At 73.1% G+C, this 12,695-nt stretch carries 10 protein-coding genes; 6 read left to right on the top strand and 4 right to left on the bottom strand.

Features of this window, described 5'->3' with window-relative positions:
• The first annotated feature begins 162 nt into the window (after window positions 1-162).
• From OHS59_RS03315 to OHS59_RS03300, 4 genes are all read left to right on the top strand, one after another.
• The gene (locus OHS59_RS03315; RefSeq protein ID WP_328491862.1) at window positions 163-3,384 is read left to right on the top strand and encodes an ABC transporter permease; all 3,222 of its coding nucleotides are present in this window, start codon (window positions 163-165) and stop codon (window positions 3,382-3,384) included.
• Window positions 3,385-3,515: 131 nt separating this feature from the next.
• The gene (locus OHS59_RS03310) at window positions 3,516-6,281 is read left to right on the top strand and encodes an FtsX-like permease family protein (protein WP_328491861.1); all 2,766 of its coding nucleotides are present in this window, start codon (window positions 3,516-3,518) and stop codon (window positions 6,279-6,281) included.
• Between the two features lie 70 nt (window positions 6,282-6,351).
• Window positions 6,352-7,410 carry an ABC transporter ATP-binding protein gene (locus OHS59_RS03305; RefSeq protein WP_443061609.1) on the top strand — a complete coding sequence of 353 codons (1,059 nt, stop codon included), beginning with the start codon at window positions 6,352-6,354 and terminating at the stop codon, window positions 7,408-7,410.
• A gap of 103 nt (window positions 7,411-7,513) precedes the next feature.
• Window positions 7,514-8,296 (top strand): VOC family protein, encoded by a 783-nt coding sequence (locus OHS59_RS03300; RefSeq protein ID WP_328491860.1) that lies wholly within the window; start codon window positions 7,514-7,516, stop codon window positions 8,294-8,296.
• Here OHS59_RS03300 and OHS59_RS03295 read toward each other — a convergent pair.
• Window positions 8,235-8,957 (bottom strand): alpha/beta hydrolase, encoded by a 723-nt coding sequence (locus OHS59_RS03295; RefSeq protein ID WP_328491859.1) that lies wholly within the window; start codon window positions 8,955-8,957, stop codon window positions 8,235-8,237. The two genes, OHS59_RS03300 and OHS59_RS03295, sit on opposite strands and share 62 nt — an antisense overlap.
• A gap of 411 nt (window positions 8,958-9,368) precedes the next feature.
• On the opposite strand from OHS59_RS03295, the gene sigK reads away from it, so the two are divergent.
• Both sigK and OHS59_RS03285 read left to right on the top strand, forming a co-directional pair.
• Complete coding sequence (gene sigK, locus OHS59_RS03290; RefSeq protein ID WP_328499037.1) at window positions 9,369-9,893, top strand: ECF RNA polymerase sigma factor SigK; 525 nt, start codon at window positions 9,369-9,371, stop codon at window positions 9,891-9,893.
• Window positions 9,890-10,642: an anti-sigma factor gene (locus tag OHS59_RS03285; protein ID WP_328491858.1), complete on the top strand. Its 753-nt coding sequence runs from the start codon at window positions 9,890-9,892 to the stop codon at window positions 10,640-10,642. The genes sigK and OHS59_RS03285 overlap by 4 nt, the downstream gene beginning before the upstream one ends.
• A gap of 140 nt (window positions 10,643-10,782) precedes the next feature.
• Here OHS59_RS03285 and OHS59_RS03280 read toward each other — a convergent pair whose 3' ends face one another.
• From OHS59_RS03280 to OHS59_RS03270, 3 genes are read right to left on the bottom strand one after another with little or no spacing between them, the layout of a single operon-like run.
• A complete protein-coding gene (locus OHS59_RS03280; protein ID WP_328491857.1) occupies window positions 10,783-11,172 on the bottom strand; it encodes a hypothetical protein in 390 nt (129 codons plus the stop codon).
• Window positions 11,172-11,876 carry an Asp23/Gls24 family envelope stress response protein gene (locus OHS59_RS03275; RefSeq protein ID WP_328491856.1) on the bottom strand — a complete coding sequence of 235 codons (705 nt, stop codon included), beginning with the start codon at window positions 11,874-11,876 and terminating at the stop codon, window positions 11,172-11,174. Before OHS59_RS03275 ends, OHS59_RS03280 begins: the two co-directional genes overlap by 1 nt.
• Window positions 11,873-12,457, bottom strand: coding sequence for an RNA polymerase sigma factor (locus tag OHS59_RS03270; RefSeq protein ID WP_328491855.1), 585 nt, complete (start codon window positions 12,455-12,457; stop codon window positions 11,873-11,875). Before OHS59_RS03270 ends, OHS59_RS03275 begins: the two co-directional genes overlap by 4 nt.
• Between the last annotated feature and the right edge of the window lie 238 nt (window positions 12,458-12,695).

Genomic DNA, 12,695 nt, shown 5'->3' with positions numbered 1-12,695 from the left:
GGCAATGGCGTCGGGAAAGCCGGTACCGGCGGATGGTTCAGGCCACACCCGGTACGGATCTCATCTCGCCAGGATGATCCTGACGATTGCGGGCCCCGTACCGACAGTCCCATACTGTGGCTGGCCGTACGGGGGGAGGCCGGCGAGTTGAGCGGGAGACGTGTGCCCACGGCAGTGCGTGGAACCGCGCACCACGGACTGGTGCTGGGTGCCGCGGCACTCGCCGTGCTGCTCGCCGCCACCGTCCTGGCCGCGCTCGCGGCGCTCACCGAGAAGGCCGTCGAAGGCGGAATACAGCAGCGGCTCGCCCGCGACCCGGAAGCGGTCGTCGAGGTCTCCGGAGCGTACCGGCCAGATGGGGCGGGTGAAGTCGACGGCCTCGTACGCGCAGCCGTCGGCCGTGCCTTCGACGGCGTACCGCATCACACCTGGTCCGCGTTACGGGTCCCGGCCGGCCGCTCCTCCGCGCTCAGCGTGACGGAGGCCGACGGCCGTCGGCGCGACGACACCCTCGCCACTCTCGTCGCGCTCCAGGAGACGGGGCGGCACGCCGAGTTGGTGGCGGGGCGCTGGCCGCGGGCAGCCGGTTCGGGGGCCGTCGAGGCCGCGCTGACCGATGTGTTCGCCGCGGAGTTGGCGGTGCGGCCGGGCGACGAACTGCGGGTGCAGCCGGACAGCGGGCGGCAGGTCCGGCTGCGCGTGGCCGGGCTGTACCGGACGGGCGGCCGCAGCCCGGCCGTCTGGGCGGAACTGAGCCCCACCTTCGCCACGCCCGACTCCTTGGTGCTGGTGCCACGGCAGACCCTCGCGGCGACCCCGGGGCTGGCGAAGGACGCCGACGCGCTGTGGCTGGGAGTGCCGGACACCGGCGGACTCCGGCTCGGCGACATCGGACCGCTGCAACGGCGCACCGACGCCTTCAGCGGCAGCGACGTCTCGCTCTCCGTGTTCCGTGGCGCGCCCGTCACGACCGACCTCGACGTCAGGGCCACCCTCGACAACGCCCTCGACGACCTGACCACCCCCATCGCCGTGGCCCGCGCAGGTCTCTACATCCCGGCGACACTGCTCGCCGCCCTCGCGGCCGCCGCCCTCGTGCTCACCGCGCGCCAGCTCGCCGAGCACCGCCGGCCCGAACTCGCGCTGCTCGCCGCCCGAGGCGCCGGAACCACCCGGCTGGTCTCGGCAACGGCGTTGCAGTGGGCGGCAGTCGCGCTGCCGGCGGGACTGGCCGCACCCTTCCTCGCCGGGCCGCTGCTGCGCCTCCTCGACCGGGCCGGGCTGATCCCCGGCGACGTACCTGGGACGGCGGCCCTCACAGCGGGCTGGGTGGCCGCGCTGCTCGCCGTCGCCGTGCACGGCGCCGCCCTGCTGCTGCCCACCGTACGGACGGTCCGGGACCGGCAAGCGGTGCGCGGACTCCGGCTGCGCCTCGGCCGGTTCGCGGGGGCGCAGCGGCTCGGCGCCGACCTGGCGCTCGCCGCCGTCGCCGTGGTCGGCTGGCTGCAACTGCGGCAGTACCGCTCACCGGTCACCGGCGGAGGCGTCGACCCGGTGCTGGTGCTCGCACCCGTCGCGATGACCTGCGCGGCGGCCTTGCTCGTACTGCGGGCGCTGCCCCTGGCCGCCCGGATCACCGACCCCCTCGCCCGGCGCGGCACCGGACTCGTACTGCCCCTGGGCGGCTGGCAGATCGCCCGGCGAGCGGCGCGGCACGCCGGTCCCGCGCTGCTGGTGACCCTCGCCCTGGCCGTCGCCGCGCTCAGCAGCACCGCACTCGCCATCCTGGACCGCGGCGACCACGACCAGGCGGTGTTCCAGGTCGGCGCCGACCTGCGGATCGACCCCGGCCGGCAACTCGCCACCGCCGAACGCCGCGCCGCCTACACCGCGTTGCCCGGCGCCCGGGCCGTCACCCCCGTCGTCGACGCGAACGGCTATCTCGGCCAGAGCTGGACGACCGTCACCGGCATCAACACCGCACGCGGCCCGGCACCCACCCTGCGCCCCGACCTCGGCGACCGGCCGGTGTCCGAACTCGTCGCCCCGCTCGACCGGAACATCCCCGCGTACGGACTGCCGCTCAGCGGTTCGGCGCGTGAACTCCCCTTGCGGGTGAGGCTGTCCGCCGACGGGCCCGGCACCCCTGTGCCGGTCACCCTCACCGTGCACTTCGTGGACGCCGACGGACTCACCCGCGCGAGCGAGGCCGTCCTCGAAGACACCGGCGGCAAGCCCCGTACCGTACGCCTGAAGGTGCCGGTCGGCGGTGAAGGCGCACGTATCGTCCAGCTCGGCCTGAGCATGACCGGCGAAACGGTCCGCCGTACCTACCGGCTCTCCGTCGACCGCGTGCCGGGCCTCACCCGCCCCGCCGACTGGCGCGACCTGCGCGCCGACACCCCCGACCGGAAGATCGGCGGATGCCCCGGCGCCCCGTCGCGCCGACCGCCCGGGAGCGCCCCGGGCCCCGTGCTCTGCTCCGACCGCCCGGCGCCCGGCACACTCCTGGATGCGGTGCTGCGCGGCCCGGACACCGAACTCAAGTACCCGACCTGGAGCATGCGGCTCGGCACCGACCGCGCCAAGGGACGCGCGGCCCTGCCCGCACTCGCCGACCGCGGACTGCTCGCCTCCGGCGTGGCCCGCGTGGGAGACACGATCACGATGCAGCGCGCCGGTGGCGGCACCGCCCGCATCAGGATCGTCGGAGAGATCGATGCCGTACCGGGCGCCGACCGCGACCGGCCACGTCTGCTCGCCGACTCCCGGGCCATGGCCGCCCAGTTCGTACTCGCCGGAACCCTGCCCGCCGCCGAGTCCGCCTGGTGGGTGGCCACCGACCACGGGGACGCGACAGCGGCCCTGAACGCCGTCCGCGCCGATCCCCGCCTGGGCACAGCCATCGACGTGCCGCGGATGCGGGCCCTGCTGGCCGCCGATCCCCTGCGGCAGGGCGCACGCGGAGCGCTCACGCTGTGTTTCGTCCTCGCCCCGGCGTTCGCCGTCGTCGGCTTCACCCTGCACACCGCCCTCTCGGCGCGGGCCAGGACACGGGAGTTCGCGTTGCTGCGCGCGCTCGGTGTACGGCGCGGACAGCTCGCCGCGTATCTGTGGACGGAGCAACTCGCGCTGGCCTCGGTGGCGGCGGTCCTCGGCACGCTGCTGGGCACCCTGCTGGCCGCCACGATCATGCCGGTGGTCACCGTCGACGACGCCGGCAGCCCCGTCTACCCGGGGCTGCTCACCGCTGTGCCGTGGGCGCGCGTGTCGCTCACCGCGGGCGCGACGACCCTCGTGATCTGCGCGGTGGTGACGGTCGCGGCCCGCTTCCTGGGACGGGTCGACCTGGCACGGGTGCTGCGGGCGGGGGAGGACCGGTGACACGCTCCCGCCCCTCCCGAGCCCTCCGCTCCTCACGGGACCCCCGTGCCTCCCGAGCGCTCCGCTCCGTCGTAGCGCGCGGCGGGGGCGGACCGGGGAAACGCCCCTCCGAAGCGCTCCGCTCCGTCACCGTGCGCGAGGTACGCGCCGACCTGCCGCTGCTGGTCTGCCTCGCCGTGCTGGTGGCGCTGCTCACCGCGGTCGCCGCCGCCGGCCCCACGCTCCTCGACCGGCTCGCCGGGCGCGCACTCGCCTCCCGGCTGGAGCTGGAGCAACGGGCCGAGCCCGGAATCCAGCTCAGTGCGCAGTTCGAGCCCGCGACGAGCACGGACTCCGAGGCCTGGGCGACCGAACTGGACGAAGACCTGCTCCCGGTCACCGAGGTACTCGCCGACGCGGCCCCCGACACCCTGAACGGTGGCCTCGTACACGACTCGACCCGCGTCGCCCTGCCGACCCTCGACACCGTGACGGCCGCCGGGAAGGTGGGACTCGGCCTGGTGTACGCCTCCGACGCGCCGGGGCGCCGGGCCTACACCGAGGGGCGACCGCCCGCCCCGCACGACGAGCAGCGCGTCGAGATCGCCCTCTCCACCCGCACCCGTGACGCGCTGAGACTGCGGCTCGGACAACAACTCCCGCTCAGCCCCGGCGCGTTGGAGAACGTGCAGGCCACCGCCGTAGTCGTCGGCTTCTTCACGACGGAGGGCGCCGACGCGTCGGGCAGCGACCGGCTGTGGCGCGAACAGCCCGCGCTGACACGCGCTGCCCGGCATCCGCCGCGCGGCGCCGCCGGACTCGACTGGGAGGCCCGCGCCCTGGTCGCGCCCGGTACCGTCACCGATCTCCAGGCACAGTCCGGCGCCCCGCTCACCGCCACCTGGGGGATGCGCCTGGACCTCGACACCGGCACCGCCGCGCGGTTCGCCGACGACCAGGGACAGCGCGAACTCCAGCGACTGCTCACCACCTACCCGGACGACGCACGGTCCGTCTTCTGCGGTGACATCGCCGACTTCGGCGGTATGTACTGCGAGATCGGCCCGCACCCCGCCTCCACACTGCGGGACAGCACACACCTGCCCGAGACCCTCACCGACTTCGGCCGGCAATGGCGTCAGGGCCGCGTCGTGATCTCCTTCGCGCTCGCGTCGCTGCTCGTCGTCGGCCTGCTCGCCGCCGCCGTCACCGCGCTGCTCGCGGTACGCCGCGGCCTCGACGCCCACCGTCTGCAGCGGGCTCGCGGCGCCTCCGCGACAGGTCTCGCGCTGGCGAGGGCGGCACAGACCGCGCCGGCCGTGCTGCTCGGAGTCGTGACGGGCATCGCCGCCGCACGATCGCTGCCGGACCCCGCACCCGCGTACCGGCAAGGACTGCTGGTCGCCGCACTCGTCTGGCTGCTGCTGCCCGCCCTCACCTGGCACGCCCTGCGCGAGCGCGCCGTCCGCACCGGGCACGACCCGACCCCGTACGCGGCAGGGCGCCGCCTCGTCGCCGAGGCGGCGGTACTGCTTCTCGCCGCGGCCGGTGTGTTCGCGCTGCGGACCCGGGGTACGGCCGGCGACGCCGGTCCCGACCCGCTGCTCGCCGCCGTGCCCGCGCTCCTGGGACTGGCCACCGTCGCCGTCCTGGTGCGCTGCTATCCGCTGCCCGTACGGATCCTGGCGCGCTGGTCGGCAAGGCGGCGCGGTGTCGTGACACTCGTCGCGCTCTCCCGGGCCGCGAAGGAGGCGCCCGCCCGGGCACTCGCGCTGCTGGTCCTGGTGGTGACGCTGGCCGGAGCGGTCTTCGGCGGCCTGGTGGCCGGGACCCTGGCGGACGGGCGCCGGACCGCCGCCGCGTGGCAGGTCGGAGCCGACGCCTCCTACCTCGGCGCGGGCCGCAACCCCGACATCGCCGAGCGGCTCGCCCAGGTGCGAGGGGTGGACCACACGGTCGACGTACGGCAGTTGCGCGTCGACCCGACGAGCGCGACCAGCGGCAACCGGTACGGCGTCGCGAGCCTCGTCGGCGTCGACGGCGCCCGACTCCGGGCGGCGGCCCCCGACTCACCGGCGGCACGCGCGCTCGACACCGCCGGACTCACCGGCCCACGGACCGGCAAGGACATCCGGGTCCTGGCCACCGGAGCCCGCACCGGCGACCTGCTCACCATCACCTCCCACGGCAGAGAACTGCGCCTGCGTGTCGTCGGCGGACTCCCCGAGGACGTACGCCAGGACGCGGCGCTCGGCCCCGTCCGCGGCACGACCCCGCCCCGTGAACGACTCCTGCTCACCGACAACCGCGACCTCGCGGCCATCGGGGCCGACGACTTCGAGGGAACCTCACTGCTGCTGTACGGCCCGGGCCTGGACGTGCGGACCCTGCGGTCCCTGGTGCCGCGCGTCACCGACGACGCCGCGGTCGGCGAACTGCGCATCCGCTCCGAGGAACAGGCCGACGCCGCGGCCGACGGCATGATCGACGTCCTGCGGGCCGCGCACACCACGTGCACCGCCCTCGCCGTACTCCTCGCCCTGCTGGCGCTGGTTCTCGAACTGCTGCTGTCCGCACCGGCACGCGGCCGCACCACCGCGTATCTGCGCACCCTCGGCCTGGGCGACCGGGCCACCTCGGGGCTGCACCTGCTGCAACTGCTGCCGATGGTGCTGGCGGCCGTGACGGGCGGCATCGCACTGGGGCTGACGCTGCCCGCGCTGCTCGGACCGGCCCTGGACCTGCGGGAGTTCACGGGCGGGCCCGCCGCCCCCACACCCCACCCCGACCTGTTGCTGACCGCCGCCCTGGGCGCGGGGGTGGGAGCGCTGGTGTTCGCGGCGGTCGGCGTGGAGACCTGGATCGGACGGCGCCGCGGGCTCGGCGCGGTCCTGCGACTGGGGAGAAACGGTGACTGACCCGCACGGGAATCCACCGCACGAGAGCCCGTACGAGGGCGGTCTGCGGCAACTCGGCGATCTGCGGCAGGTGAACGATCTGCGGCGGCTGGAGGAGCGCGCCCGCGACGCCCGGCGCACGCACGCGGACGCGGACGACGCGCTCGTCGTCTGCGACAACCTGGTCCGCGTCTACCGCACCGACGAGGTCGAGGTACAGGCTCTCCAAGGCCTCGACCTCGTCGTCGAGGAGGGCGAGTGCATGGCGCTCGTCGGCGCCTCCGGATCCGGCAAGTCGACCCTGCTGTCCATCCTCTCCGGCCTCGATCTGCCCACGGCGGGCCGCGCCCGGGTCGCCGGGCACGACCTGCTCGCCCTGCGACGGCGCGAGCGGCTCGGCTACCGCCGGCACACGGTCGGATTCGTGTGGCAGCAGACGGGACGCAACCTGCTGCCGTATCTGACGGCGCTGGAGAACGTGGCGCTGCCGATGAAGTACCTGCGGGTACCGCGCCGCAAGCGTGCCGCGCGCGCCGCCGAACTCCTCGACGTACTCGGCGTCGCGTACTGCCGCGACCGTCGCCCGGCCGAACTCTCCGGGGGCGAACAGCAGCGCGTCGCCGTCGCGGTCGCCACGGCCAACGCGCCGCGGGTGCTGCTCGCCGACGAACCCACCGGCGAACTCGACACCGCGAGCGGCGAGGAGGTCTTCGCGGCACTGCGCCGCGCCAACGAGGAACTCGGTGCCACCGTCCTCGTCGTCACCCATGACCCCCTGGTCTCCGGGCAGGTCCGCCGCACGGTCCGCATCCGTGACGGCCGTACGTCGACGGAGACACTGCGCGGGCCCGGCGGCGGGGGTGCCGAGGAGTACACCGTCCTGGACCGCGCCGGGCGCCTCCAACTGCCCCGGGACCACGTGGAGCGTTACGGTCTGCGCGGCCGCGTCCGCCTGACAGCGGAACCGGACCATGTGGGCATCTGGCCCGACCGCGCCGCACACTCGACCGACTCCGACTCCGACTCCGACTCCGACTCCGACTCCGACTCCGACTCCGGCCCTGGTTCTGGCTCTGAACCGGGCTCAGGCTCTGAACCGGGCTCCGGTCCTGGCTCCGATGTCGGCTCGACCTCCCGTCCTTCGGTCTGATCGCCCGCGAAACCTGGATGCGGGTGACGGAGGCGCGCCCCTAGGCTCCTGTGAGAGGGGCTGACGACGTGCCCGCCGCCAGCGGTAGTCAGGGGGACCGGAAATGGACCGAACGACGAGTTGTCACCTGTTCGCGCTCAGCTTCGACGCGAGTCGGCCCGCGAGCCTCGCGCGGTTCTGGTCAGGAGTTCTCGGCTGGGAGACGGTCGACGAGCCACACGACGGCATCGCGCTCCTGCCCAGCGACGACACCGGGTTCCGACTCCGTTTCCTGCCGTCCCAGGAGGAGAAGGTCGGCCAGAACCGGATGCACTTCGATCTGACGAGTACGTCCCTGGAGGATCAGCGGCAGACGGTGGAGCGGGCGCTGGGACTGGGCGCACAACACATCGACATCGGCCAGCTGCCGGAAGAGAAACATGTGGTGCTCGCCGATCCCGAAGGCAACGAGTTCTGCGTCATCGAGCCCGGCAACAACTTCCTCGCCGACTGCGGCTTCATCGGAGCGCTGGCCTGCGACGGCTCGCAGGAAGTCGGGTACTTCTGGAGCGAAGCACTCGGGTGGCCCCTGGTCTGGGACCAGGACCAGGAGACCGCGATCCGCTCCCCGCACGGCGGACCGAAGATCACGTGGGGCGGCCCGCCGCTGCTGCCGAGGACAGGCAGGGACCGGTTGCGCTTCGACCTCGCTCCGGCCGTCCACGGCGACCGGGAGGCAGAGGTCGACCGCCTGCTCTCCCTCGGGGCGAAGCGCATCGACACGGGTCAGGGCGAGACAAGCGGCGAGATCACGGGTGAGATAAGCGGCGAGATCACGGGTGACATCAGCGGCGTGGCGATGGCCGATCCGGACGGCAACGAGTTCCGTGTGCTGACGCCCCGGTAGCGGGCGGCAGCATCTCCAGGGCGGTGGAGGCCGCGACGCGGTGCCACTCCCCGGTGTGGCGGAGCATCGCGTGGTCACCGCCCGCCATGCCCACGAACGACGCCCGGCAGCCCACGGCACGGGCACGGTGCACGAACGCCTTGGACAGCCGGGGGTCCGTGACGCGGTCGCGGTCCCCGTGCAGCACGACGACCTCCTTGTCCCGCAGTTGCGCAACCGGCTCGCCGTCGGGGCACCAGGGAGCCAACGCCAGGACGCCGCGGACCTGCGGTGCGCCCGCGGCACGCAGGGCGGCCCGGCCGCCCATCGAGTGGCCGACGAGGACGACCGGGACATCCGGAGCGATGCGGCGGAGTTCATCGAGCGCCCGCCGCGCGTCCCGCAGGGAGTCCGCGTCACCCCCGTTCCACCCCCGTACGCGGTAGCGCACCTCTGCCAGCAGGACGTCGTCGTCGGGTATCGCATGGGCGACGGCTCGCACGACGGGCTTCATACGCAGGGCCGCGAGGTGCCAGGGACGGGACCGGGCCCGGCTGTCGGCCCTGCCGCCGTGCAGGAACACGACGGCGGCACGAGGTGAGCGCGGGAGATGCCGCACCGCCAGCGCGGGAGCGTGCGCGCCCGCCGGATCAGCGGTGGAAGCCTGCTCGTGCACTGTCATCCCTACTCCTGCCTGTCGCCTGTCGCCTGTCGCCTGTCGAGCTGTCGTGTTCTCGTTGCTCGCGTCGAGACCGGCTGCTGCATCCACCGCATCCGCCGTATCCATCGCTCACTGAACGCGTCTCACTGGTCATTCGTTGCCGACCGGCCGCCGGCTTGGTCGGCAGGCCGAGGGGACGCCCGTTCACACACGCGCCCGTTCACACTCTCGTCCGCCTGCCCGCGCCGTCGGGCTTCACCTGCGATTTCATGGATGGGCGGGACCAATCCGCAGGGACCCCGGCATCGGATTACGTCCGGAGATGTCTTTACGGATGTCCTTCGACACATGTCCTAGCGAGGGAGGGCCCCGGTGAACGAAGTCGCCCAGATCGGCAGGCACCACTCGGCCGAACCTGATCTGCAGGAGCTGATGGGGCGTGTGGCCCTGGGTGACGAGCAGGCGTTCGCCTCCGTGTACGACGCTGTGGTGGGCCCGGTCCTGGGCGTGGTCCGCGCGGTCCTGCGTGACCGGGCCCAGTCGGAGGAAGTGGCCCAGGAGGTGCTGGTGGAGGTGTGGCGCACCGCCCCGCGCTTTCGTTCCGACCGTGGCACGGTGATCAACTGGGTTCTCACGATGGCCCACCAGAGGGCGGTCGACCGTGTGCGCTCGGTGGAGGCCGCGGTGGCCCGGGACCAAAAGGCGGCCCGACTGGAACCCAAGTCCGAGTACGACGAGGTGACCGAGCAGGTGGAGGCACGGCTGGAGCGGGAGCAGGTGCGCCGCTGTCTGCGCACCCTGACCGACATCCAGCGCCAGTCCGTCGATCTCGCGTACTACCGGGGGCTGACCTACCGGGAGGTGGCCGAAGTCCTGGCTCTTCCGCTGGGAACGGTCAAGACCCGTCTGAGGGACGGCCTCATACGGCTGCGCGACTGCCTGGGGGTGACCGCGTGAGCACCGCGGATCTGCACACACTGACCGGTGCCTACGCGCTGCACGCCCTGTCCGACGAGGAGCGCGAGGCATTCGAGCGACACCTCAGGGAGTGCGAGCCGTGCGCGCAGGAGACCGCCGAGCTGTCCGCCACTGCCGCGCGTCTGGGACTCGCCGTCTCCGTGACGCCCCGCCCCGTCGTGCGGGAACGCGTACTCCAGCAGATCACCACCGTCAGGCAGGAGGCATCCGGCGGCCCGACCCTGCCGCGCCGCGCACGTGCGAAGCGGCGCGGACGTCCGGTGTCGCGCTGGGCACTGGCCGCTTGCCTCGCGGCGGCCGCCGCGCTCGGCGGTACCGCGGTGTGGCAGCACGAACGTGCCGAGGACGCCTTGGAGCAGGCGCGGCGGGCCGACCGGGGAGCAACCGGCATCGCGGCCGTACTCACGGCCCCGGACGCCAGGAGCCGCACCGTGAAACTGGCCGGCGGCGCCACCGGCACCGTCGTCGTCTCCGACAGCCGTGACAGGGCAGTCTTCATGGCTTCCGGGATGACCGAGCCGCCTCGGGGCAAGGTCTACCAGCTGTGGTTCGATGACGGTGGCACCATGCGTTCCGCCGGTCTGATGGACCCCGCACGCACCAGTCAGGCCGTCTTGATGCGAGGCGCCGTCGACGGGGCTTCGGGTATGGGGGTCACCGTCGAGCCGGAGGGCGGCTCCGAGGAACCGACCTCCACCCCGCTCGCCCTGCTGAGCCTCCCCGCATGACCAAGCAAGCCCCCAAGGTCTCGGCAACGAGCCTCCGGACCGTCGTCAGGCCTGCCCGGTGCTCGACCGGACCGCCGTCAGGCCTGCCGGTGCCAGACCCGATCGGCCTCAAACCCGCCCGACGCCAGACCCGATCTGCCTCAAACCTGACCGGTGACCGTCACAGTGACCCGCGCCGGTGCGGCCTCCGCAGGGAACTTCTCGACCAGATGAAGCTCCACACCACGACGTGCGGCGCGGGCGACATCCAATGCCCGCGCCTGCCTGAGCACGACAAGGTGTATCTCGACGTTCCGGCGCCCGGTGCCGTCCGGCCCGGTCAGCCGGACTCCGGCTGCCGACGGCCCGCTCTTGCCCTGCTGCCGCGACGGCCGGGCCAGGGTGGAGCGCAGCCGCCCGGCCACCCCGGGCCGCAGGAAAGCCACCCCTGGCACGCTCTCCACGACCCGGGCGATCTCCTCCGCCAACGACGGTTGTGCGGTGTGCGCGGTGGGATCGGTGCTTGCCGTGCGTGCGGTGTCGCGAGACATCAGGTACGACCTTCCTGGCTGTCGGCGCTGTCGGCGCTGTCGGCGTTGCCGCCCGTGATGTCGATCGTGTCGATCAGGTCGGTGACACGGACGTCCACCGCCGCTATGGCCATGCCCAACTGGTGGTCAGCCGCCTCCCGGACCCGTCCGCGAACCTCTTCGGCGAGCTCCGGCAGCGAGACACCGGCCGGAGCGTGAATGGCGAGGCGGACCTCGACCAGCCCTGCGAAGGTGTCGGAGACCGGCCTTTCGTCGGTGTCGGTGTCGGTGTCGGTGACCGGGAGGGTGAGGGGAAGGAGGCGGCAGGAACCGGCCCGTACACCGGACACGGTCTCGGCCGCCGCACGCAGCGTGCGGGCAGCGACCGCTTCCATGATCCACAGGTCCTCGACGGGTTCGCCGAGGGACAGGGGGCGGCCGGGACGCAGTTCGAGGCGCACGACGTCCATGACGCGCTGTGTCAGCGTCGTCGCGTCGTAGGCGGCGGTGTCCGCCGTCTCGTCACGCAGGTCGCGGACCGCGGACTCCAGCTCGTCGAGATCGAGCACGGCCTGCCTGCAGTGCGGGCAGGTCTGCCGGTGCGGGGCGTCGGTCTGCTGTTCCCAGTCGTCCCAGACCCGGGAGAGCAGTCTGCCGCACGGCAGTTGCTCGTCGTCGCTGACGCTGCCGGTGGTCGGGTTGGGCGGGTCGGTGTGAGCGGTCATCGCCAGGCCCCCATTGCTTGTGTCAGGCAGCGTCGTGCGCGGAAGACACGGGCGCGCACAGCCTCCTGGCTGATACCGACCGCGTCCGCGATGAATTCGTAGGACTGACCGTCCAATTCTCGCAGCACCCAGCAGGCGCGCTGCTCGACCGACAGCAGGTCCAGAGCTTCGCCCAGCGCACTCACCGCGCCGCGCGCCTCGGCGATCCTGGCCGGGGAGGCCGAGTGCTCGGGCGCCGCTAGGTCACCCGCGGCCTCCAGCGGCGCCACCGGTTTGCGGGAGCGCAGTACGTTCAGGCAGCGGTTCGTGACGATCCGGTATATCCATGTGCCGAAGGACGACCGGTTGTGGAACTCCGGCAGCCGTCTCCAGGCGTTGATGAACGCGTCCTGCACGGCGTCCTCCGCTTCCGCCCGCCCACCGAGCAGGCGCGTGGCCAGCCGGATGAGTGCCGGGGCATGGCGCTGTACGAGAACGGCGAAGGCGTCCTCGTCCCCTTCCGCGGCCCGGACCGTCAGCAGGGCGTCGTCGATCTCGCCCTCGATGTCCGGTGGTGCGGTCTCTTTGCGGGCCCCCGCCACTGGGCGGCTCCTCTCGTCCGGTTCTGCAGGTTGGACACGTCGGCGCCGTCTCTTGTTACGCGTGTGCCGCATTTTGTTGCGCGCGATCTCGTGCAGCGGCCCGTGGGACAGGAGTGTCCTCGCAGTGATCCGTTCCCCGGGCGTCTGCGGATGGCTCGCGTCCGGCTGGGGATTCCCGTACGACACGTCGGTGGGGCCGGCGGCTGCGGGTCGCGGTACGGGTGCGGGTCTCGACAGC

Origin of the sequence: Streptomyces sp. NBC_00414 (assembly GCF_036038375.1) — a bacterium.
Classification (GTDB): Bacteria; Actinomycetota; Actinomycetes; order Streptomycetales; family Streptomycetaceae; genus Streptomyces.
The sequence above is the reverse complement of the archived record's forward strand: the minus strand, read 5'-3'. Positions and strand labels throughout refer to the sequence as shown.

What these genes read in the sequence shown, in the direction of transcription:
- OHS59_RS03300 (WP_328491860.1), top strand. Translation starts at nt 7,514, where the DNA reads ATGGACCGAACGACGAGTTGTCACCTGTTCGCGCTCAGCTTCGACGCG.
- sigK (WP_328499037.1), top strand. Translation starts at nt 9,369, where the DNA reads ATGGGGCGTGTGGCCCTGGGTGACGAGCAGGCGTTCGCCTCCGTGTAC.
- OHS59_RS03275 (WP_328491856.1), bottom strand. Translation starts at nt 11,876, where the DNA reads ATGACCGCTCACACCGACCCGCCCAACCCGACCACCGGCAGCGTCAGC.
- OHS59_RS03280 (WP_328491857.1), bottom strand. Translation starts at nt 11,172, where the DNA reads ATGTCTCGCGACACCGCACGCACGGCAAGCACCGATCCCACCGCGCAC.
- OHS59_RS03295 (WP_328491859.1), bottom strand. Translation starts at nt 8,957, where the DNA reads ATGACAGTGCACGAGCAGGCTTCCACCGCTGATCCGGCGGGCGCGCAC.